The organism is Rhizobium sp. RHZ01 (assembly GCF_014851595.1).
GTDB lineage: Bacteria > Pseudomonadota > Alphaproteobacteria > Rhizobiales > Rhizobiaceae > Rhizobium > Rhizobium altiplani.
Map to the genome: position 1 here is coordinate 19,347 of NZ_JACUZZ010000034.1, position 20,670 is coordinate 40,016.

Genomic DNA, 20,670 nt, shown 5'->3' on the forward strand with positions numbered 1-20,670 from the left:
GACGGCCTCACTTCTTCTTTTTCGGCTTGTCGGGCGTGAAGTTCGGTGCGTCATCCTCACTATCGACGAGGCCAGCGGCGAGCGGATCGATGGTGATCCTGCCGCTTTCAAGGTCGATGTCGAGAACCGAGGCTTCAGAGAAGGGGATCAATACCGGGCGCTTGCCGGGACCCTTGAGCTCCAGCAGATCGCCGGCGCCGAAGTCGAAAACGCCGGTCACGGTGCCATAGCTGACGCCCTGGTCGTCGAGCGCTTCCAGACCCTCGAGATCGGCGTAGAAGAATTCGTCTTCTTCCAGCTCCTCGTCCGGCAGGTTGTCGCGCTCGATGTAGAGCTCCAGTCCGTTCAGCGCCTCGGCGGCATTGCGGTCGTTGATGCCGCGGAATCGGACGACGACGACGTTCTTCATTTCCCGGATATCGAGAATCTCGAAGGTGCGGCCATCAAGGCTGTGCAGGTTGCCGTAGTCGCCGAGCGCGGTCGGATCGGCGGTATAGGCCTTAGCGCGTACTTCGCCGCGCAGGCCTTGGGCGCCACCGATCGTTGCCATCAGAACCGGGTTTTCAAGCTTTGGCATGACGTCCTTCACATGAAGCCGCAAATCTGGGCTTCTCTTAAACGAAGTGCAGCGGAATGGAAACGAAAACGGGCGGCATGTCGCCATGCCGCCCGTTCGATAAGGGAAGGTTCCCGATTATTCTGCGGAAGCAGCAGCTTCAGCAGCGTCGGCGGCCTTCTGAGCCTTTTCAGCAGCGCGCTCCTGAGCCTTCTTGCCCGGCTTTGCCTTTTCCGGGTTGTTCTTGGCATCGCGCTTTGCGAGGCCGGCTTCGTTGAGGAAGCGCAGAACGCGATCGGTCGGCTGTGCGCCCTGATCGAGCCAGTGCTTGATGCGGTCGTTGTTCAGCGTGATGCGAGCGCCGTTGTCCTTGGCGAGCATCGGGTTCCAGGAACCGAGGTTCTCGAGGAAGCGGCCATCGCGCGGCGAACGGGCGTCGGCGAGAACGATGTGGTAGTACGGGCGCTTCTTGGAACCACCGCGTGCGAGACGAATTTTCAGTGCCATTTTCTTTACTCCTTGGACTTTTCTGGACCGCCTGATCCGGCGGTATGGTTCATTTTGCTGCGGCGCCGTTTTCGGCGTGGTCTGCAGCGATCTGCTCATGATGCCGGATGACTTCCTTGATGATGAAGTTCAGGAACTTCTCGGCGAAATCCGGATCCAGATTGGCATCCTTCGCCAGATGGCGGAGACGTTCGATCTGGTATTCTTCGCGCGCCGGATCGGCCGGCGGCAACTTGTACTTGGCCTTGAGAACGCCGACCTCTTTGGTGCAGCGGAAGCGTTCGGCCAGGATATGGACCAGCGCGGCGTCGATGTTGTCGATCGACTGGCGATAGTTCGAAAGTTGGGCTTTGATTTCAGGATCAATCATTGTCTACGCGACCCCTTCACTTCTTCTTGGGCAGGCCGGGAAGGCCTGGGAAACCACCGCCGAGACCCGGCAGCTTGGCGCCGCCCAGACCCGGCAAACCGCCACCGCCGAGGCCGGGCAGCCCGCCGCCCGGCTTTCCTAGACCGGCAGCTTCAGCTTGCTTCTGGAGCGCTTCGAGCTGCTTGGGGTCGATATTCGAAAGATCGGGCATGCCACCGCCAAGGCCACCAAGGCCCATCTTGCCGGCAAGGCCACCCATCATCTGCTTCATCAGGCCGCCCTTACCCTTGCCGCCCATCATCTTCATCATGTCCGCCATCTGGCGATGCATCTTCAGAAGCTTGTTGATGTCGGCGGCATCGGTGCCAGAGCCGGCGGCGATGCGCTTCTTGCGGGAGTGCTTGAGAATATCGGGGTTGGCGCGCTCGGCCTTGGTCATCGAGCCGATGATGGCGAGCTGACGGCCGAACAGGCTGTCGTTCAGACCGGCCGAGGCCATCTTGTCCTTCATCCCAGCCATGCCGGGCATCATGCTCATGATGCCGCCCATGCCACCCATCTTCTGCATCTGGCGCAGCTGGTCGGCGAGGTCGTTGAGATCGAACTTGCCCTTGGCCATCTTGGCGGCCATGGCAGCCGCCTTCTCGGCGTCGATGTTTTCAGCGGCGCGCTCGACGAGCGAAACGATATCGCCCATGCCGAGGATGCGGTCAGCAATACGGCGGGGATGGAACTCTTCGAGTTCGCCCATACGCTCGCCGACACCGATGAGCTTGATCGGCTTGCCTGTCACCGCGCGCATCGAAAGTGCTGCACCGCCACGGCCATCGCCGTCCATGCGGGTGAGCACGAGGCCGGTGATGCCGACGCGCTCGTCGAAGTTGCGCGCCAGGTTGACGGCGTCCTGACCGGTCAGCGAGTCCGCGACCAGCAGGATTTCATGCGGATTCGACTTCTTCTTGATGTCGGCCATTTCGACCATCAAGGGCTCGTCGATATGCGTGCGGCCGGCGGTGTCGAGGATGACGACGTCATGGCCACCGAGCCGGGCTGCTTGCACGGCGCGCGCGGCGATATCGGTCGGCGACTGGCCGGCAATAACGGGCAGCGTGTCGACACCAGTCTGGACACCAAGCTGGCGCAGCTGCTCCTGGGCGGCCGGACGTCGCGTATCAAGCGACGCTATCAGCACCTTCTTCTTCTCGCGGTCGGTGAGCCGTTTGGCGATCTTCGCGGTCGTCGTCGTCTTACCGGAGCCCTGCAGACCGACCATCATGATGACGACGGGGGCGGCCGCATGCAGGTCGACGCCGACGCCTTCGCCGCCGAGCATCTCGATCAGCTCGTCATGGACGATCTTGACGACCATCTGGCCGGGCTTGATCGATTTCAGGATCTCGGCGCCGACGGCCTTTTCGCGGACGCGATCGGTAAAGGAGCGCACGACATCGAGCGCCACGTCAGCCTCCAGAAGCGCGCGGCGAACCTCGCGCAGCGCTGCGGAAACATCGCTTTCCGAAAGCGCGCCACGGCCTGTCAGTCCATTCAGAATGGATCCAAGACGGTCCTGGAGGTTCTCAAACATCGGCTCTTCCTTGTGATTTCCTGAAGACGGAAACCTTGTGCTTTTCCTTGACGAAAACAAGACGCATAGCCAAAAAGCACCCGAGGGCGCATCGCGCTGTCGGGTGTGGACCTCCGGGATCTCTTTATACCTCTACGGGTCCCGGTCGGTGGCTCGAGTCTTGAAGCTCGTCGCAGATTGAGCGGCGGTAAACAGGAAAACGGACCGCGAGTCAAGGGAACGCCGAGAAAAGACGGCGTTTCGACCTTTCAAAAGCGCGCGCCCGATCCCAGATCTGCTTTCCCTGCAACGGAATCGCTTTGTATGCCTACGGCCAAAAGACGCAATCCCTACTATCAAGGGCCTGTCTCCGATCACTTCGACGGCACGCATTTCTTCAATCCGGATGGTATCGAGCCTCTCGGTTTTCGAGATCTGATGCGATGGCAGTTTGGCGGCAACCGCGATCGCTGGCCGAAGTCGGTTCCGAGCCCTTTCGTACCGGCCAAGCCGGATGCGCGCGTTGATGGCGACGATCTGCGGGTAACCATGGTCGGCCACGCGACGATGCTGGTGCAGGTCGCGGGGCTCAATATCCTGACAGATCCCGTATGGTCCGATCGGGCCAGCCCCTTCGCCTTCGCCGGACCGAAGCGCGTCGTGGCACCCGGTATCGCGTTCGACGACCTGCCGCCGATCGACCTCGTTCTCGTTTCGCATAACCACTACGATCATCTCGATGTCGCGACGCTCAGGCGGCTGCAGGCGAGGCATCGGCCGCATGTCGTAACGCCGCTTGGCAACGATACGATCATTCGTCGCGCCGTTCCCACCATGCAGGTGACGGCGATGGATTGGGGCGAGCGCATCCCGCTTGCCGGCATCCGCATCGATGCCGAGCCGGTGCATCATTGGTCGGCACGCGGCACCGGGGATCGTCGCATGGCGCTCTGGGCCGCCTTCGTCCTGTCAACGCCAGCCGGGAAGATCTACCATGTCGGGGATACGGGCTTTCATGGGGGCGTCAACTACAGGGCTGCCCAGCAGAAGCATGGTGCCTTTCGCCTCGCCGTCCTGCCTTTCGGAGCCTATGAACCGCGCTGGTTCATGAAGGGCCAACATCAGAATCCTGATGAAGCGGTGATGGGAATGGAGCTTGCCAATGCTGCCTATGTGGCCGGCCATCACTTTGCGACGTTCCAGCTGACCGACGAGGCAATCGAGACGCCGGTCAAGGCGCTAAAGACAGCCTTGGCCGAGCGCGAAATACCGCAGGAGCGGTTCAGGCCGCTTAGAGCCGGCGAGGTATTCGACGTGCCAGCGGCATGATCAATGCGCGTGGGCTCCGGCACCATGCGCATTGATGATGGTGTCGGCCTCCTTGCCGTAGAGTTCTTCGAAATGATCGAAGGTCTTGGAGAAGTGGCCGATGCCCTGCGTTGCCGATCTGAGCGACCGGGCCAATTCATCAAGCACGCCGCCAGGCACGAGCGCTCGAAATATATCCCAGCCCTTCGCGTTCTCGTCCCGGTCGAAGCCGAGCACCTGTCCCTTGAGCGAGGAGACGAGCGTCACCATTCCGCCGGAATAGACCGAGGGGATATGGATCTCCACCCGCACCACAGGCTGCATGAGAACGGCGGAAGCTTGTGAAAGCGCTTGCTTGACGCCCATTTTCCCAGCGGTCCGGAAGGCGAAATCGGAGCTGTCGACCGAGTGATACTGGCCGTCGGTCAGCACGACGTCGACATCGACGACCTGGAAGCCGAGCGGACCTTTCTCCATGGCTTCGCGGGCGCCGGCTTCAACAGCTGGGATGTAGTTTCGGGGTACGGTCCCGCCCTTGACGCTTTCGCCGAAGGTGAAGCCCTGGCCGCGCTCGTTCGGCCTGACGCTGAGTTGCACGTCTGCGAACTGTCCGGCGCCGCCCGTTTGCTTGCGGTGCCGGTAGCGCACATCCGAAGGTTTGGAAATGGTTTCTCGGTATACGGGGTTTGGTGCGCGTTCGGAAACTTCGACGCGGAAGACCTCCGACAGTGTTTTGCGGAGATCACGCAGATGGACCGGCCCCTGGGCGCAGATCAGCGCCGCGCCTGTGCCTTCCTCCTGCATCACCTTCAAGCCGCGATCGGTTTCCGCCAGTTTCGCCAGCGTCGCGGAAAGCTTGGTTTCGTCCCGTTCGCTGCCGGGAACGAGAATTCTTTCCAGCATCGGTGTCGGCGGTGTCGTCCAATCGGGCGGCTCGACGCTGGCTGTCTGCGTCAGCAGGGCAGTCGCTGGCAGATGGTCGGATTTGAGTGCGGCAAAGACGCTGCCAGCCTCCACGCTGCCACTGATTGGCTTTCCGTTGCCGGCCTCCTGCAGCGGACCCAGCGTGGCGCCGCCCAAGGGAGCGCCCTGCTTCAAGCCGTCGGCGAGCGCCCGCACCAGCACCGTCTTGCCGACATTAGCCTTGTGGTAGGCGTGGAAACTCACGGCAGAAAGGGCCGCTTCTTCCACACTTCCTGCGAGCCTCGACCGCAGTGCCGTTGCCGGCGGCGCTTCGTGGCGAAGGGCCTTCATCAGGCGCATGATGCCGTTGCTGTGCGAGGCTGAGCCGAACAGCACGGGGATAACCCGGTTCTCCTTGAGAATTCGCGAAGAGATCGTAAACAGCGTATCGCTTGCCGGCTCCCGGTCTTCGATGAGCTCCTCGAGAAGCCAGTCATCGAACTCCGAGAGCTGTTCCAGCATTTCGGCCCGCGCCTCGTGCTCCCGCTCGACGGCATCCTGCGGCAGCTCGATCAGCGCGGACGGCTGACCTTCCCGATAGCGCCAGGCGCGTTCGGAAATCAGGTCGCAGCTGCCGACGATCCGGTCGCCTTCGCGGATGGGTACTTGCCGCAGGACAAGCGGATGGTTGGAATAGGTCTGAAGTGCGGCAATGACATCGCGCAACCGGCCGCGCGGCTCGTCCATCCTGTTGATGAAAATCAGGCAGGGCGTGCCGGAGGCCTCGATGGCGCGCAGATAGGGTGCTGCCAGCACGGCTTCATCAGGCGTCGGCGATATGCAGAGGATACAGGCGTCGCTGACGAGCAGGGCATCCTGCGCCAGGGCCAGTGCCTCATTTGCCCCGGGAGTGTCGATCGCACACCACGCTTCGTCCTTGAAGTCAAATTCCGTCAGGCTTGATCCATATGGAGAGGCTGACTTTCTGGGCGTTCCCTCGAGCGAGGCCAGCTTTGCGACGAGTGTCGTTTTTCCCGTCTGCGAGGGCCCAAGTACGGTGACGCAGCGCATCGGCGATCCTCCCTGCCAAAAGCACCATCCCAGAGCAAGAATGCCCCGAAGCGGCGAAAAGCGCTAGATATCTGCACTCATTCTTAAATATGAGGTCACGGCATTTGCTCTTTGGCAATGTGTGGCTCATCCACCGCCAGTCAAGCCACTGGTAATTCCCCCGCATTTCCGCCATATACAGCCCAAACAGAGACGGACATGACACTATGAGCGCAACGGTCGAATTCGCGAAGATGAACGGGCTTGGCAACAAGATCCTGGTCGTCGACATGCGCGGCCGCACAGACAAGGTAGCGCCTGCGGCGGCAATCGCGCTGAATGCCGCTGACGACACACAGTTCGACCAGATCATGGCGATCCATGATCCAAAGGCAGCTGGCACAGATGCCTGGATCGATATTCTGAACTCCGACGGCTCGAAGGCGCAGGCCTGTGGCAACGGCACGCGCTGCGTTGTGCAGGCGCTTGCCTCGGAAACCGGCAAGAAGGTTTTCACATTCCAGACGGTGGCCGGCATCCTCAATGCCACCGAGCATGAAGACGGGACGATCTCCGTCGATATGGGCAAGCCGGTCTTCGACTGGGACAAGATCCCGCTTGCGGAAGAATTCCACGATACCAGCCGCATCGAGCTGCAAATCGGGCCGATCGACAATCCCGTGCTGCATTCGCCCTCGGTCGCTTCCATGGGCAATCCGCATGCGATCTTCTGGGTTGACCGTGATCCGATGTCGTTCGATCTCGGCCGCTTCGGGCCGCTGCTCGAAAACCATCCGATGTTTCCGGAGCGCGCCAATATCACGCTGGCGCAGGTGACTTCTCCGAACTCGATCACGACGCGCACCTGGGAACGGGGCGCGGGACTGACGCTCGCCTGCGGTTCGGCCGCTTGTGCGACGGCCGTTTCCGCCGCCCGCACTGGTCGGACAGGGCGCGAAGTCGCGGTGAAGGTTGCAAGCAGCCCCAATCAGGGCGTTCTGACGATCGAATGGCGCGAACGCGATGCTCACGTCATCATGACGGGCCCGGCTGAATGGGAATGGTCGGGCACGCTCGATCCGTCGACGGGTGCGTGGTCGCGCGATGCGGCGCCGGGAGCCGAAGCGCGGTGAGCGGCGTCGAGGTCATCACCTTCGGCTGTCGTCTCAATACCTACGAATCCGAAGTGATGCGGGCGGAGGCCGAGAAGGCCGGGCTCAATAATGCCATCCTCGTCAATACCTGTGCGGTTACCGGCGAAGCTGTGCGTCAGGCACGCCAGGCGATCCGACGTGCGCGGCGCGACAATCCTCACGCCCGCATCATCGTCACTGGCTGCGCGGCCCAGACGGAAAAAGAAACCTTCGCCGATATGGCCGAGGTCGATGCTGTCCTCGGCAACGAGGAGAAACTGAAGAGCGCTTCCTATCGCTCCCTGCCGGATTTCGGCGTTTCGGCGGAAGAGAAGCTGCGCGTCAACGACATTATGAGCGTGCGCCAGACGGCGCCGCAGATGGTCAAGCATATCGATGGTCATGTGCGGGCTTTCATCCAGGTCCAGAACGGCTGCGACCACCGCTGCACTTTCTGCATCATTCCCTATGGCCGCGGCAATTCGCGCTCCGTGCCGATGGGGGCGGTCGTCGACCAGGCGCGAAAGCTCGTCGAAACCGGCTACCGGGAGATCGTGCTGACCGGGGTCGATGCGACCAGCTATGGCGCTGACCTGCCCGGTGAGCCGACGCTCGGGCTGCTTGCCAAGACGCTGTTGAAGCAGGTGCCGGATATTCGCCGCCTGCGGCTTTCGTCGATCGACAGCATCGAAGCGGACAAGCATCTGTTGGACCTCATTGCCGACGAAGCGCGGTTCATGCCGCATCTCCACCTTTCGCTGCAGCATGGCGACGACATGATCCTGAAGCGGATGAAGCGTCGCCATTCGAGCGCGGATGCCCTAGCTTTCGTCAACGACGTGCGCCGTCTGCGGCCGCAGATGAGCTTCGGCGCGGACATGATCGCCGGCTTTCCAACCGAGAGCGAAGAAATGTTCGCCAATGCGGTGCGGCTGGCGGAAGAGGCCAATATCGCTCATCTCCACGTGTTCCCTTACAGCCCGCGGCCGGGGACACCTGCCGCGCGTATGCCGCAGCTCGATCGCGCGCTGGTCAAGGAGCGGGCAGCGCGACTGCGCGCCACTGGACATCGCCTGAATCAGTCCCATCTCGACGGAATGGTCGGAACGCAGCAATGGCTGCTGGTGGAAAACAACGGTTTGGCGCATACCGAGAACTTCACGCTTGTCGCAGCGGCGGGACTTGCGCCCCGAAGCTTCGTGCAGGCTGTCATCACCGGACACAACGGCAAACACCTCGACATGCAATTGACGGCCGCCGACGCGGCCTGAGTTTACGGAATCCTCATGGCGTTCAATTTCATCAAAAAGGTCTTCACCTTCGGCCCCAAGCCGGAGGAAGAGCAGGCGCCGGGGGCGGTCGAGACGAAAGCGCTCGAAACCGAGCTGGAGCCGCATTCGCGCGAGGAGAACCTTCCGGTTGCCGCAGACCTGGTTCTGGCGGAAGAGGTGGATACGGCCGGCGGGCCTGCCGATGACGTAGCTGAGGACGCCTCGATCGAGGAGCTTGCCGAGCAGGCCGAAGCGTTCACACCCGTTGAGGACGACGTTTCCGAGGTCTTGCCGCCTGAGATGCAGGTAGGCGATGTGGGTCTTGTGCCGCTCTCGTTGCTTGAAGACGAAGCGGAGCTCGATACTCCTGCTGGAAGCACGCTGGGAGAGACGGTTCCTGTTGCGCCTTCCCTGCAGCCGGAAATCGGCGATGAGGCAGAGGATGATAGTGTCGCGGAACTAGCATCTCTCGGCGAAACCGAAGAGACGTCGGCTGCAGAGCTTACAGCTGAAGCCGATGTGGAACAGCAGCCTATCGCCGATCGGGCCTCTCCCGCCGAGCATGAGGTATCTACGCCGGCGGAGGATGATAGCGTTTCCGGAGATATCTCCGTAACTCCCGTTCTTCCAAAGGGATTTGCCACCGGTCCCGCGGCTTCCGAGTCCGCGCCTCTGGTGCCGGCCTCAAGACTTTCCTGGTTCCAGCGCCTGCGCGCCGGCCTTGCCCGCACCTCGTCGCAACTTACCGGCCAGATCGCGGCCCTTTTTACCAAACGCAAGCTCGATGACGACACGCTGCAGGATCTCGAGGATCTGCTGATCCAGGCCGATCTTGGCGTCGAGACGGCCATGCGCGTCACCGATACGCTGGCCTCCGAGCGCTACGGCAAGGACGTCACCGGCGAGGACGTGAGCCGCATCATGGCAAGCGAGATCGCCAAGGTGCTGAAGCCGGTCGCCAAACCATTGCAGCTCGATCTCACCCACAAGCCGCACGTCATCCTCGTCGTCGGCGTCAACGGAACAGGCAAGACCACGACGATTGGCAAGCTGGCGGCCAAGCTCTCGGGCGCTGGCCTCAAGGTGATGGTTGCCGCCGGCGATACCTTCCGCGCCGCTGCCATCGAGCAGCTGAAGATCTGGGCCGACCGCACCAAGTCTGAATTCATCGGCACCAAGCTCGGTGCCGATGCGGCGGGTCTCGCCTACGATGCCTTCGAGCAGGCCAAGGCGAAGAAGTGCGATGTGTTGATCATCGATACCGCCGGCCGCCTGCAGAACAAGGCGGAGCTGATGGCAGAGCTCGAGAAGATCGTTCGGGTTCTCGGCAAGCTCGATCCGGATGCGCCGCATACGGTGCTGCAGACGCTCGATGCGACGACGGGGCAGAACGCCCTGTCGCAGGTGGAAATCTTCAGGAACGTTGCCGGCGTGAACGGACTGATCATGACGAAGCTCGACGGCACGGCGCGTGGCGGCATTCTCGTGGCGATCTCTGCCAAGCACAAGCTGCCGGTCTATTTCATCGGCGTCGGCGAAGGCGTCGATGATCTCGAGCCTTTCGAGGCCGAGGATTTCGCGCATGCCATTGCCGGGCTCGGCCAATAATGCCACAGATATGCCGACAAACACGGGCAAGCGTCTCGTGTGGCACAAACGGATTTGAGATAGAATGACGACAGAGAGCGATATCACCCCAAGCGCGGCCGACCGGCATCACCCGATGCTGAAGCTGGCGCTGGAGCTGGGCCCGCTGCTGATCTTCTTCTTCGCCAACCTGCGCGGCGCCTGGCTGGTCGAAAGGTTTCCGGCTCTGTCGGAGCTTGGCGGACCACTGTTCGTGGCGACGGCCCTCTTCATGGCGGCGACGGTGACCTCGCTGGTGGTCTCGAAGATCATTCTCGGGCATCTGCCGATCATGCCTTTCGTGTCGGGCATCGTGGTCGTCATCTTCGGATCGCTGTCGATCTACTTGCAGAACGAGACCTTCATCAAGATGAAGCCGACCATCGTCAACGCGCTCTTCGGCGTTGCGCTGCTGGGCGGCCTGGCTTTCGGCAAGTCGCTGCTCGGCTACGTCTTCAATGCGGCCTTTCAGCTCGATGCCGAGGGATGGCGCAAGCTGACGATCCGCTGGGGGATCTTCTTCCTCTTCCTGGCGGTGCTGAACGAGGTCGTCTGGCGCAACTTCTCCGATGACTTCTGGATCGCCTTCAAGGTCTGGGGCACGATGCCGATCACCATCATCTTCACCATGGCGCAGATGCCGCTCATCATGAAGCACACTGTGACCTCGGCGGGAGAGACCGAGAAGTGACGACACTGGATACGGCAGAGAGAGCCAAGCACCAGACCTTCTGGTTCGCCGCATGCGGTGCGGTCCTGCTGATCCAGATCATCGCCGAATATATGATGGGCCGCACCCCCATCTGCACCTGCGGATACATCAAGCTTTGGGAAGGCACCGTCAATTCCAGCGGTAACTCTCAGCATATTTCCGACTGGTACACGCCGTCTCACATCATTCACGGCTTCATATTCTACGGCGTTACGCACCTTCTTTTGCGCGGCAAGCCGATTGCGATGCGGCTGCTTCTGGCGCTCGTCATCGAATCCGGCTGGGAACTGCTGGAAAATTCGCCTGTCATCATCGACCGCTATCGAACGGCGACGATCTCGCTCGACTATTACGGCGACAGCATCGTGAACTCGGCAATGGACACGGTCTTCATGGTGATCGGGTTCTTCTTCGCCTCGCGGGCGCCGGTCGCACTGACGATCGCAATCGCGATCTTCTTCGAGCTTCTGACCGGCTACCTGATCCGTGACAACCTGACGCTCAACGTGCTGATGCTGATCTGGCCGGTCGAGGCGATCAAGACCTGGCAGAGTGCGCTCTGATCAGGAGGCCGGCTTGCCGAGCGCCGTCTCCACGGCGTGGAAGAGGCCTTCCCTGAGACTGACATCGTCGAACGGGCCGACCCGCTTGTAGAGGATCGTGCCATCGGGGGCGACGAGATAGCTTTCGGGGATGCCATAGACACCCCAATCGATGGCCGCCTGCCCTTTGGGATCGACGCCGATGGCGGCGAAGGGATTGCCGAGTTCGCCGAGGAAGCGAAGCGCGTTGTCGTTCTTGTCCTTGTAGTTGATGGCAACCACATTGAGCCGGCTGTCCTTTGCCAGTTGCATCAGGATCGGATGCTCGTCGCGACAGGGAATGCACCAGGAGGCAAAGACGTTGACGAGCGTCAGTTTTCCCTTGATGGCACTGTCGGTCAGCGCCGGCAGGTTGGCGCCTTCGAGCGGCGCAAGGTTCAGCGCCGGCGCCTTCGTGCCGATCAGTGCGGAGGGGATTTCCGAGATATTCTTGCCGTGGACGTCCTGATCATAGAGCATCTTTGCTGCGGTGGCTGCGATGCCGGCGAAGACTACCAAGGGGATCAAGGCGACGGCATAGCGTCCAAATCCGCGCTTGGCGGAGTTCGTTTCAGGGGTGGTGCTCATTTGCCATCCGTTGTTCGCGCCGAGCGGCGGCGGATGCCGGAGGCTTCAAGGGCTGCCAGTTCCTTCCGGCGAGCGCGGCCATCGGCCCAGGTCCAAAGGGTAACCGCGGCCGCGACAAGGGCGGCAAAGCCGTAGGCGCCATAGACATAGAAAGCGTGTGTCATGACTATCCCTCGCGGCTTGCCAGGCGGGCGGCCAGTCGACGCTGAGCGGCGACGCGGCGACGCCAGATCTCGTTGCGGATCGCCATGATATGCAGCGTGAGGAAGAGCGCGGTGAATGCAACGGCCATCGCCAGCAGCGGCCGCAGGAACTCGGGATCGATGGCCGGACCATCGAGGCGCAGCACACTCGCGGATTGATGCAGCGTATTCCACCATTCGACCGAAAACTTGATGATCGGGATGTTGACGAAGCCAACGAGAATGAGGACGGCGCTGACGCGGGCGGCCTTTGAAGGGTCGTCGATCGCGCGATTGAGGGCGATGAGCCCGAGATACATCAGGAACAGAACGAAGACGGAGGTGAGCCGGGCGTCCCAGACCCACCAGGTGCCCCACATCGGCTTGCCCCAGAGGGACCCAGTAACCAGGGCAATCAGCGTGAAGGCGGCGCCGAGCGGGGCTGCGGCCTTCGCCGACACATCCGCCAGCGGATGGCGCCAGACCAGCGTGCCGATCGCCGAGAGGCTCATGATCGTGTAGCCCATCATCGCCAGCCAGGCGGCCGGAACATGGACATACATGATGCGAACCGTTTCACCCTGCTGGTAGTCGCCTTCTGTCGTGAAGCTGAGATACAGCCCCACGATAAAACAGAGGGCCGTGAAACCGGCCATCCACGGGAGGATGCGCGCGGCCAGCGCCAGAAACCGCGTCGGGTTGGCGAGATCGCTGAATTTCGTGATGGCTAGGCTCGTTTCGCTCATGCCGTTTTCCTTACCGCGATATGCCTGACGCCGCAATCGAGTGCCCGATCAATCCGACGTGTGACGCAGCGCAAGCGCGGCAGCCACCGGTCCGATCACCGCGAAGAAGAGGGTCAGCGCCATCAGGATGAGGAAGGGCGGCAGAAAGGGCGATGGCCCCTCGACCGCCGCGTAAGTGGCACTGACGCCGAAGATCAGCACGGGGATCGTCAGCGGCAGCACCAGAATCGACACCAGCAGACCGCCACGCGGCAAGGCGACAGCAACGGCCGCGCCGACGGCACCGATGAAGGTAATCGCGGGAGAACCGACGAGCAGCGTCAGCATGGTCGCGCCGATGGCGGTCTCGCTCATATTCATGAAGAGGCCAAGCAACGGCGAGGCGATAACCAGCGGCAGGCTGGTGGCGACCCAGTGCGCAAGGCATTTGACGAGCACCGTCAGCACCAGCGGCGTTTCCTGCATCAGCATCAGATCGAGTGAGCCATCATCGCGCTCGGCTTGAAACAGGCGGTCAAGACCGAGCAGCGCCGCAAGCAGCGCACCGATCCAGACGATTGCCGGGCCGATGCGGGACAACAGTGCGAGATCGGGCCCGACACCGAAGGGGATGACCGCGACAATGGTCAAGAAAAAGAGAACGCCGATCAGCGCGCCGCCGCCGGCGCGTATCGAAAGCTTGAGGTCTCGCAGAAGCAGGGCAGTCATTCCCACACTCCCGGTCCGGCGTGGGCAAATCCCGCCATCCGCAATTCCTGCGCGCCTTCCAGTCCTAGCGGCTGGTGGGTTGCCGCGAGCACGATGCCGCCGTTGCAGCGATGCGCTTCAACAAGCTCGGCAAACAGACGGTCGCCGCTTTTATCCAGCGCAGCAGTCGGCTCATCAAGGATCCAGACCGGCCGGTGGGCGATAATCAGCTTGGCGAACGCGAAGCGGCGCTGCTGCCCGGCGGAGAGGTAGCCGAACGGAAGGTGCGTGATGCCCTCGAGACCGACCGCCTCGGCTGCCTCGTCGATCGAGACGGTGGAAGCGCCATGGCTATCGCCAAGAAAGCACCGCCAGAAATCGAGGTTTTCGGCGACCGTCAACTCGCTCTTCATTGCATTGCGGTGACCGAGATAGTGGCTGACTTCCCCGACGCGCCGGTGAGTGTTGCCGAGCGAATCGGTGAAGCTGACCGAGCCCTTTTCCTGATGCAGCAGACCGGCGACGACGCGCAGCAAAGTCGACTTTCCCGATCCATTTTTGCCTGTCAAAACCAGTGCTTCGCCCGATTCCAGGCGAAAGGAGAGGCCTTCGAAAATCAGGTCTTCGCCCCGGCGCGCAGCCAGATTGGCGGCCTCGAGAGACATGACTTTTCCGTGGTTTAATTTTTCAGTCATCGCAACGCAAAAAAATCCGAAATGGGTCACGCACTCTCTGGCACCTTTCATAGAAATTATCTATAAGACCCGCAACCACGCCAGCGGTCGGCGTGAATATCATCCTTGCGCCGAACATGGGCTTCGCTCCACGTGCGGACAGCGGAAATGGCCGTACCCGCATCCTGATGTGCATTACGTGCATAGGCGTCCGCACGATTGTGTTCGCTATCAGAAACGGGGTCTCTCGTGTCTAAATCTCTTGACAGCTTCAATTGTCGTTCCACGCTTTCCGTGAATGGTAAGGACTACGTCTATTACAGCCTGCCCAAGGCTGAGGCGAATGGCCTGCCGGGTGTTTCGAAGCTCCCTTACTCGATGAAGGTTCTGCTTGAGAACCTGCTGCGCTTCGAAGACGGTCAGTCCGTGACGAAGGACCACATCCTTGCTGTTGCCGAATGGCTGAACAACAAGGGCGCTGTCGAAAACGAAATCGCTTATCGCCCGGCGCGCGTGCTGATGCAGGACTTCACCGGCGTTCCCGCCGTGGTCGACCTCGCTGCAATGCGCGACGCGATGGTGTCGCTCGGCGGCGATGCGGAAAAGATCAACCCGCTGGTTCCCGTCGACCTCGTCATCGACCACTCGGTTATCGTCGACGAATTCGGTACGCCGCAGGCGTTCGCCAAGAACGTCGAGCTGGAATACCAGCGCAACGGCGAGCGCTACCGCTTCCTGAAGTGGGGCCAGCAGGCATTCAAGAACTTCCGCGTCGTTCCTCCGGGCACCGGCATCTGTCACCAGGTCAACCTCGAATATCTCGGCCAGACCGTCTGGACGAAGGAAGAGGACGGCGAGACGATTGCTTATCCGGACACCTGCGTCGGTACGGACTCGCACACCACGATGATCAACGGTCTCGGCGTTCTTGGCTGGGGCGTCGGCGGCATCGAAGCGGAAGCGGCCATGCTCGGTCAGCCGGTCTCGATGCTCCTGCCTGAAGTCATCGGCTTCAAACTCACCGGCAAGCTCAAGGAAGGCGTCACCGCGACCGATCTCGTGCTGATGGTCGTGCAGATGCTGCGCAAGAAGGGCGTTGTCTCGAAGTTTGTTGAATTCTTCGGCCCTGGCATGGACAACATGCCGCTCGCCGACCGCGCGACCATCGGCAACATGGGTCCGGAATACGGCGCGACCTGCGGCTTCTTCCCGGTTGACGGCGAAACCATCAACTACCTCAACATGTCCGGCCGCAGTAAGGACCGTATCGCTCTCGTCGAAGCCTACTCAAAGGCACAGGGCATGTGGCGCGAAGGCGATGGTTCGGACCTCGTCTTCACAGATACGCTGGAACTCGACCTCGGCGACGTTGTGCCTGCCATGGCCGGCCCGAAGCGTCCTGAAGGCCGTATCCCGCTCGAAAACATCGCTTCCGGTTTCGCCGGCTCGATGGACACCGATTACAAGAAGCCCGGTCAGCTCTCCAACCGCTACGCGGTCGAAGGCACCGACTTCGATCTCGGCCATGGCGACGTGGCGATTGCCGCCATCACTTCCTGCACCAACACCTCCAACCCGTCGGTTCTGATCGCTGCCGGTCTTCTTGCCCGCAACGCCGTTGCCAAGGGCCTGAAGTCCAAGCCGTGGGTCAAGACCTCGCTGGCACCGGGATCGCAGGTCGTTGGTGAGTATCTGGCGAAGTCCGGCCTGCAGGCCGACCTCGACAAGCTCGGCTTCAACCTCGTCGGCTTCGGTTGCACGACCTGCATCGGCAACTCCGGTCCGCTGCCGGCGCCGATCTCGAAGACGATCAACGACAAGGGCCTGATCGTTTCAGGCGTGCTCTCGGGCAACCGCAACTTCGAAGGCCGTATTTCTCCGGATGTTCAGGCGAACTACCTGGCTTCGCCGCCGCTCGTCGTTGCCTACGCTCTGGCCGGCACGGTCCAGAAGGATCTGACCAAGGAGCCGATCGGTGAAGACCAGAACGGCAACCCTGTTTATCTCAAGGACATTTGGCCGACCTCGCACGAAGTGCAGGACTTCATCCAGAAGTACGTCACCCGCGAACTTTACGAAACGAAGTACGCCGACGTCTTCAAGGGTGATGAAAACTGGCAAGCCGTCAACGTTCCGGCCGGACAGACCTACGCCTGGGATGACAAGTCGACCTACGTGCAGAACCCGCCCTACTTTGTGGGCATGGGCAAGACCGGCACCGGCATCTCCGATATCAAGGGTGCGCGCGTTCTCGGCCTTTTCGGCGACAAGATCACCACCGACCACATTTCGCCTGCCGGTTCGATCAAGGCTGCGTCTCCGGCTGGTGCTTACCTGCTTGAGAACCACGTCGGTGTTGCCGACTTCAACCAGTACGGCACGCGTCGCGGCAACCATGAAGTCATGATGCGTGGCACGTTCGCCAATATCCGTATCCGCAACCACATGCTCGGCCCGAACGGCAAGGAAGGTGGCTACACCATCCACTATCCGTCGAAGGAAGAGGAATCGATCTATGACGCGGCTATGCAGTATAAGGCCGAGGGCGTTCCGCTCGTCATCTTTGCTGGCGTCGAGTACGGCAACGGCTCGTCCCGCGACTGGGCAGCGAAGGGCACCAACCTGCTCGGCGTGAAGGCGGTCATTGCACAGTCCTTCGAGCGTATTCACCGATCGAACCTGGTCGGAATGGGCGTCATCCCATTCGTCTTCGAAGAGGGCACGACGTGGCAGAGCCTCGGCCTGAAGGGCGACGAAATCGTCAGCATCGAGGGCCTTGAGAACATCAAGCCGCGCGAAAAGAAGATTGCCAAGATTACCTACGGGGACGGCACCGTGAAGGAAGTTCCGCTGTTGTCGCGCGTCGATACGCTCGACGAAGTGATCTACCTCAACAACGGCGGCATCCTGCAGACGGTTCTGCGCGATCTCGCTGCCTGATTGTTAACAGACTTGCATGACAATGACCGCCGGAGAGAGATTTCCGGCGGTTTTTTGTTTGAGTACGAGGTATTTAGATGCCCGGTCACGCTGATGTGTTTCAGCTTGGCTTCTCCGAAGCTTGGTCTCACCCCTTCGTGACTTTCCGTTTAGATCGGGAACCATTATCTCTACGTTCAGACATCGGAACCTATGGCGAAGGGTGGCGGTGGTTGCTGAAGAAAAGGTGCAGTGAATGTCCCCGCGGTTTCTGATTTCTCTGGTTGCAGGTGTGGCGCTTGCCGGCCCACTGTTTGCCCAGGACGCGCCAAAAGGCGTGGTCGAACTCTTCACCTCGCAGGGATGTTCTTCTTGTCCTCCAGCCGATGCGGCTTTCCGCAAGATTGTCGAGGCTGGCGGCGTTATTGCCCTCGCTTATCACGTCGACTACTGGAACTACATGGGCTGGGCCGACACGCTGAGTTCGAAAGAAAACACCGAGCGCCAGTATGGCTACGCGCAGACCATGGGCCGCGCCAATGTCTATACGCCGCAGGTGATCGTCAATGGTCGTGATCATGTGGCAGGGGCCGACCTGGGCGCGATCAATAAGAAAATCGATAGCTATGCAGCCGAAGGCAAGGGATTGTCGGTGCCGGTCACCGCACAGATGCGCGACGACCAACTCGAGATCAAGATTGGCGCGGGCCAGGGCAAAGCCAATGTCGTCATGGTCTATTTCAACCGCGAGAAGACCATCGAGGTCGAGAAGGGCGAAAACAGCGGTCAGAAGATTGCTTATCTGAACAGCGTTGCCGATGTCGAAACCGTCGGCATGTGGGAGGGCAAGGAAACGAGCTTGACGCTGCCGGCCAGCGTGATGCAGAAGCCGGATCTTGAGGGCTGCGCGATTCTACTTCAATCCTCCACCGCCGACGGCAATCCATCGGCGATTCTCGGAGCGACGGTCGTCATGGCTGGGAAGAATATCTGACCGTTTCATCTGCTTTGCGGATGGAAAACGGGGCGGCCCGGCTGATCGTATTCGGGGCTGGGGTTAAGGTCGATACGGTCAGCCGGGCCCTTTGGCGCGCTGGCGCCAAACTCGCACAAAACCTTTTCAGCAGACCAAATCCGGCAAAAAGATCATGCGCAAATCAGGTGCGACGCGGGTCCGAACGGCCCCGCGGCGCAGTCGTGAGGGAATTTCTCCTCCAAATGAGGCGCTGTTTTGACTGAATTGCGGCGCTCGGGAGATTGCACAGACTATGATTAATGTGACTGATCGCCCGCTTGCAATTTGTAAACGCTAAGGCAAACTGTCATGTACCCGTCACAAGCGGAGGCACAGGGAGACTGATGACAGATCAGCCGGATTTGCGGCGCGGCGAGAGCCGGTCAGCCGACAACAGTTCCTCAGTCGTCGTAGATCTCAAGGAATACAAGCAGAGCAAGGATCCAGCGCCGGTTACATTCCACCGACGCGAGCTCGACGCGATTTTATGGATTTATGGCCGCATGGTCGGCGAGGGCGAGTGGCGGGACTATGCGATCGATCATCTGAAGGATCGTGCCGTCTTCTCCGTTTTCAAGCGATCAGGTGAAATGCCACTCTTTCGCATCGAGAAGAATCCGAAGCTCACTGCCAAGCAGGGTGCTTATTCCGTTATCAATACGCACGGCGTTATCCTGAAGCGTGGGCACGAACTCCCCCAGGTTCTGAAGGTCTTCAACAAGGCGTTGAAGCTGGTCGAGAAGTAGCTCGAGCTCAGGCCTTGAACAGCGTGCCTGGATAGGTCGAGGCATCGGGGTCGGTCGCCGCCCCATCACCCAGGGCACGCTGCATGATCATCGTGTCGAGCCAGCGACCGTGCTTGTAGCCTGTTGCCTTGAGTCGGCCGGTTTCTGCAAAGCCCAGTGTCTGATGCAGGGCAATGGATGCCGGATGCGCGCCGCCGATCACGGCCACCATCTGGCGAAAGCCGAGATCGGTGCAGCGTTGGATCAGTTCGGCGAGCAGCAGCCTTCCAATTCCCTTGCCGCGCGCTTCCGGCCCCAGGTAGATCGAATCCTCGACCATCCAGCGATAGGCCGGCCGCGTGCGGAAGGCCGAGGCGTAGGCGTAACCAAGCAGCCCGCCATTCTCATCGATCGCGGCGATGTAGGGGTAGCTCTGGCCCGTGATTGCGGAAAATCGTGCCGCCATCTCGCTCTCGTCCGGTGGGACGATCTCGTAGCTTGCGACACCGTTCAGTACGGATTCGCGATAGATGGCCGTGATGGCAGGGAGGTCGGATGAGGAAGCGTCGCGGAGGAAGATGGGCATTCGGTCGGCCGGCAGATATGACGATGGACTCTTCCAGAAATCATCCTCGGCATGACCAGGCAACAAAAAAGGCGGCCGAAGCCGCCTTTTTCGATAACGTTCCTGTTCCTTATTTGCGGTCGCCCATGAACTGCAGGAGGAACATGAAGAGGTTGATGAAGTCCAGATACAGGGTCAGTGCGCCCATGATTGCCTTGCGGCCGGCAACATCCGCGCCGTCTGCTGCGTAGTACATTTCCTTGATGCGCTGCGTGTCGTAGGCGGTAAGGCCTGCGAAGATCAGCACGCCGATCGCGGAGACCGCGAACTGCAGGGCAGACGATGCCAGGAAGATGTTCACGATCGACGCGATGATCAGGCCGAAGAGACCCATGATCAGGAACGAGCCCATCGCGGAGAGATCACGCTTGGTCGTGTAGCCGTAAAGCGACAGCGCACCAAAGGAGGCGGCCGTCACGAAGAACGTCTGCGTGATGCTCGACTGCGTGTAGACCAGGAAGATCGACGAAAGCGACAGGCCCACCAGCGCGGCGTAGACCCAGAAGGTCGTCTGCGCGGCGGCAACGCTCATCCGGTTAATCCTGAAGCTCAGGAAGAACACGGCAGCCAGCGGTGCAAGGATGATCACCCAACGGAGCGGCGACTGGAAAAGCAATACGCCAAACTGCGTCAGCTGGCCGTCCTGGACGGCGAAATTGAAGCCCAGATAGGCGGCTACACCCGTGATCGCCAAACCCAGCGCCATCAGGTTGTAGACCTTGAGCATATAGCTGCGCAGGCCCTGGTCGATCATCTCGCCAGTCTGTACGCGGCCTTGGTAATTACGAAGGTCAGCCATAGTTTCCTCTTATAAGCTCCGGTGTGGACACGGTGGCGGGTCAACGACCCGGGCGCCGCTGCGGAGCCCAGCATGCCTGCACACAATATGAGCCTTTCGGCTTTCGCAAACAAGGCCCTTGCAACCCGC

Annotated in this window: 21 protein-coding genes; 9 read left to right on the forward strand and 12 right to left on the reverse strand. The window is 60.9% G+C overall.

Annotated features, from left to right (window positions below; genetic code table 11):
- Positions 1–7: 7 nt before the first annotated feature.
- The 4 genes from rimM to ffh form a co-directional block, all read right to left on the reverse strand.
- The gene (gene rimM / locus IB248_RS26790; RefSeq protein WP_018855823.1) at positions 8–577 is read right to left on the reverse strand and encodes a ribosome maturation factor RimM; all 570 of its coding nucleotides are present in this window, start codon (positions 575–577) and stop codon (positions 8–10) included.
- Positions 578–694: 117 nt separating this feature from the next.
- Positions 695–1,063: a 30S ribosomal protein S16 gene (gene rpsP, locus IB248_RS26795; protein ID WP_018855822.1), complete on the reverse strand. Its 369-nt coding sequence runs from the start codon at positions 1,061–1,063 to the stop codon at positions 695–697.
- 49 nt (positions 1,064–1,112) lie between these two features.
- Positions 1,113–1,433, reverse strand: coding sequence for a chorismate mutase (locus IB248_RS26800; RefSeq protein WP_016556656.1), 321 nt, complete (start codon positions 1,431–1,433; stop codon positions 1,113–1,115).
- Positions 1,434–1,449: 16 nt separating this feature from the next.
- On the reverse strand, positions 1,450–3,018 hold the full coding sequence (gene ffh, locus IB248_RS26805) for a signal recognition particle protein (protein WP_018855821.1): 1,569 nt from the start codon (positions 3,016–3,018) through the stop codon (positions 1,450–1,452).
- Positions 3,019–3,321: 303 nt separating this feature from the next.
- Here ffh and IB248_RS26810 point away from each other — a divergent pair, with 303 nt between their 5' ends.
- Complete coding sequence (locus IB248_RS26810; RefSeq protein ID WP_018855820.1) at positions 3,322–4,326, forward strand: MBL fold metallo-hydrolase; 1,005 nt, start codon at positions 3,322–3,324, stop codon at positions 4,324–4,326.
- Here the strand turns inward: IB248_RS26810 and IB248_RS26815 are convergent, their stop codons facing one another.
- Positions 4,327–6,279 carry an elongation factor G gene (locus tag IB248_RS26815; RefSeq protein ID WP_018855819.1) on the reverse strand — a complete coding sequence of 651 codons (1,953 nt, stop codon included), beginning with the start codon at positions 6,277–6,279 and terminating at the stop codon, positions 4,327–4,329.
- Positions 6,280–6,485: 206 nt separating this feature from the next.
- On the opposite strand from IB248_RS26815, the gene dapF reads away from it, so the two are divergent.
- The 5 genes from dapF (at position 6,486) to IB248_RS26840 (ending at position 11,563) form a co-directional block, all read left to right on the forward strand.
- A complete protein-coding gene (gene dapF / locus IB248_RS26820) occupies positions 6,486–7,391 on the forward strand; it encodes a diaminopimelate epimerase (RefSeq protein ID WP_018855818.1) in 906 nt (301 codons plus the stop codon).
- The gene (mtaB, locus tag IB248_RS26825; protein ID WP_192241922.1) at positions 7,388–8,662 is read left to right on the forward strand and encodes a tRNA (N(6)-L-threonylcarbamoyladenosine(37)-C(2))-methylthiotransferase MtaB; all 1,275 of its coding nucleotides are present in this window, start codon (positions 7,388–7,390) and stop codon (positions 8,660–8,662) included. The genes dapF and mtaB overlap by 4 nt, the downstream gene beginning before the upstream one ends.
- 15 nt (positions 8,663–8,677) lie before the next feature.
- Entirely contained in the window at positions 8,678–10,270 is a 1,593-nt protein-coding gene (gene ftsY, locus IB248_RS26830) for a signal recognition particle-docking protein FtsY (protein ID WP_018855816.1), read from the forward strand.
- A gap of 64 nt (positions 10,271–10,334) precedes the next feature.
- Entirely contained in the window at positions 10,335–10,979 is a 645-nt protein-coding gene (locus IB248_RS26835) for a septation protein A (RefSeq protein ID WP_018855815.1), read from the forward strand.
- Positions 10,976–11,563, forward strand: coding sequence for a DUF2585 domain-containing protein (locus IB248_RS26840; protein ID WP_169683141.1), 588 nt, complete (start codon positions 10,976–10,978; stop codon positions 11,561–11,563). Before IB248_RS26835 ends, IB248_RS26840 begins: the two co-directional genes overlap by 4 nt.
- Here the strand turns inward: IB248_RS26840 and IB248_RS26845 are convergent, their stop codons facing one another.
- The 5 genes from IB248_RS26845 to ccmA are packed head-to-tail and all read right to left on the reverse strand — an operon-like array spanning position 11,564 to position 14,449.
- Positions 11,564–12,169: a DsbE family thiol:disulfide interchange protein gene (locus tag IB248_RS26845; protein ID WP_169683140.1), complete on the reverse strand. Its 606-nt coding sequence runs from the start codon at positions 12,167–12,169 to the stop codon at positions 11,564–11,566.
- Positions 12,166–12,333, reverse strand: a complete 168-nt coding sequence (ccmD, locus tag IB248_RS26850; RefSeq protein ID WP_062374100.1) for a heme exporter protein CcmD — start codon at positions 12,331–12,333, stop codon at positions 12,166–12,168. The genes IB248_RS26845 and ccmD overlap by 4 nt, the downstream gene beginning before the upstream one ends.
- A 2-nt stretch (positions 12,334–12,335) precedes the next feature.
- Positions 12,336–13,097: a heme ABC transporter permease gene (locus IB248_RS26855; protein WP_169683138.1), complete on the reverse strand. Its 762-nt coding sequence runs from the start codon at positions 13,095–13,097 to the stop codon at positions 12,336–12,338.
- A gap of 48 nt (positions 13,098–13,145) precedes the next feature.
- Complete coding sequence (gene ccmB, locus IB248_RS26860; RefSeq protein WP_018855810.1) at positions 13,146–13,805, reverse strand: heme exporter protein CcmB; 660 nt, start codon at positions 13,803–13,805, stop codon at positions 13,146–13,148.
- Positions 13,802–14,449 (reverse strand): heme ABC exporter ATP-binding protein CcmA, encoded by a 648-nt coding sequence (gene ccmA / locus IB248_RS26865; protein ID WP_192241923.1) that lies wholly within the window; start codon positions 14,447–14,449, stop codon positions 13,802–13,804. Before ccmA ends, ccmB begins: the two co-directional genes overlap by 4 nt.
- 258 nt (positions 14,450–14,707) lie before the next feature.
- Here ccmA and acnA point away from each other — a divergent pair, with 258 nt between their 5' ends.
- The 3 genes from acnA to IB248_RS26880 all read left to right on the forward strand — a co-directional run bounded on the left by acnA (position 14,708) and on the right by IB248_RS26880 (position 19,138).
- Positions 14,708–17,398 (forward strand): aconitate hydratase AcnA, encoded by a 2,691-nt coding sequence (acnA, locus tag IB248_RS26870; protein WP_192241924.1) that lies wholly within the window; start codon positions 14,708–14,710, stop codon positions 17,396–17,398.
- Between the two features lie 235 nt (positions 17,399–17,633).
- Positions 17,634–18,371 carry a thioredoxin family protein gene (locus IB248_RS26875; protein ID WP_018855807.1) on the forward strand — a complete coding sequence of 246 codons (738 nt, stop codon included), beginning with the start codon at positions 17,634–17,636 and terminating at the stop codon, positions 18,369–18,371.
- Between the two features lie 365 nt (positions 18,372–18,736).
- A complete protein-coding gene (locus tag IB248_RS26880) occupies positions 18,737–19,138 on the forward strand; it encodes a DUF2794 domain-containing protein (RefSeq protein WP_018855806.1) in 402 nt (133 codons plus the stop codon).
- Between the two features lie 7 nt (positions 19,139–19,145).
- Here the strand turns inward: IB248_RS26880 and IB248_RS26885 are convergent, their stop codons facing one another.
- Positions 19,146–19,703: a GNAT family N-acetyltransferase gene (locus IB248_RS26885; RefSeq protein WP_026371597.1), complete on the reverse strand. Its 558-nt coding sequence runs from the start codon at positions 19,701–19,703 to the stop codon at positions 19,146–19,148.
- Between the two features lie 109 nt (positions 19,704–19,812).
- Complete coding sequence (locus tag IB248_RS26890) at positions 19,813–20,541, reverse strand: Bax inhibitor-1/YccA family protein (protein ID WP_018855804.1); 729 nt, start codon at positions 20,539–20,541, stop codon at positions 19,813–19,815.
- Positions 20,542–20,670: the final 129 nt, after the last annotated feature.

Excerpts from the sequence above, each read along its gene's own strand:
- ccmA (WP_192241923.1), bottom strand. The coding sequence starts at position 14,449 with ATGTCTCTCGAGGCCGCCAATCTGGCTGCGCGCCGGGGCGAAGACCTG.
- IB248_RS26835 (WP_018855815.1), top strand. The coding sequence starts at position 10,335 with ATGACGACAGAGAGCGATATCACCCCAAGCGCGGCCGACCGGCATCAC.
- IB248_RS26890 (WP_018855804.1), bottom strand. The coding sequence starts at position 20,541 with ATGGCTGACCTTCGTAATTACCAAGGCCGCGTACAGACTGGCGAGATG.
- rimM (WP_018855823.1), bottom strand. The coding sequence starts at position 577 with ATGCCAAAGCTTGAAAACCCGGTTCTGATGGCAACGATCGGTGGCGCC.
- IB248_RS26880 (WP_018855806.1), top strand. The coding sequence starts at position 18,737 with ATGACAGATCAGCCGGATTTGCGGCGCGGCGAGAGCCGGTCAGCCGAC.
- IB248_RS26885 (WP_026371597.1), bottom strand. The coding sequence starts at position 19,703 with ATGCCCATCTTCCTCCGCGACGCTTCCTCATCCGACCTCCCTGCCATC.
- IB248_RS26810 (WP_018855820.1), top strand. The coding sequence starts at position 3,322 with ATGCCTACGGCCAAAAGACGCAATCCCTACTATCAAGGGCCTGTCTCC.
- IB248_RS26855 (WP_169683138.1), bottom strand. The coding sequence starts at position 13,097 with ATGAGCGAAACGAGCCTAGCCATCACGAAATTCAGCGATCTCGCCAAC.
- dapF (WP_018855818.1), top strand. The coding sequence starts at position 6,486 with ATGAGCGCAACGGTCGAATTCGCGAAGATGAACGGGCTTGGCAACAAG.
- ccmD (WP_062374100.1), bottom strand. The coding sequence starts at position 12,333 with ATGACACACGCTTTCTATGTCTATGGCGCCTACGGCTTTGCCGCCCTT.
- ccmB (WP_018855810.1), bottom strand. The coding sequence starts at position 13,805 with ATGACTGCCCTGCTTCTGCGAGACCTCAAGCTTTCGATACGCGCCGGC.
- IB248_RS26845 (WP_169683140.1), bottom strand. The coding sequence starts at position 12,169 with ATGAGCACCACCCCTGAAACGAACTCCGCCAAGCGCGGATTTGGACGC.
- IB248_RS26875 (WP_018855807.1), top strand. The coding sequence starts at position 17,634 with ATGTCCCCGCGGTTTCTGATTTCTCTGGTTGCAGGTGTGGCGCTTGCC.
- ftsY (WP_018855816.1), top strand. The coding sequence starts at position 8,678 with ATGGCGTTCAATTTCATCAAAAAGGTCTTCACCTTCGGCCCCAAGCCG.
- IB248_RS26815 (WP_018855819.1), bottom strand. The coding sequence starts at position 6,279 with ATGCGCTGCGTCACCGTACTTGGGCCCTCGCAGACGGGAAAAACGACA.
- rpsP (WP_018855822.1), bottom strand. The coding sequence starts at position 1,063 with ATGGCACTGAAAATTCGTCTCGCACGCGGTGGTTCCAAGAAGCGCCCG.
- IB248_RS26800 (WP_016556656.1), bottom strand. The coding sequence starts at position 1,433 with ATGATTGATCCTGAAATCAAAGCCCAACTTTCGAACTATCGCCAGTCG.
- ffh (WP_018855821.1), bottom strand. The coding sequence starts at position 3,018 with ATGTTTGAGAACCTCCAGGACCGTCTTGGATCCATTCTGAATGGACTG.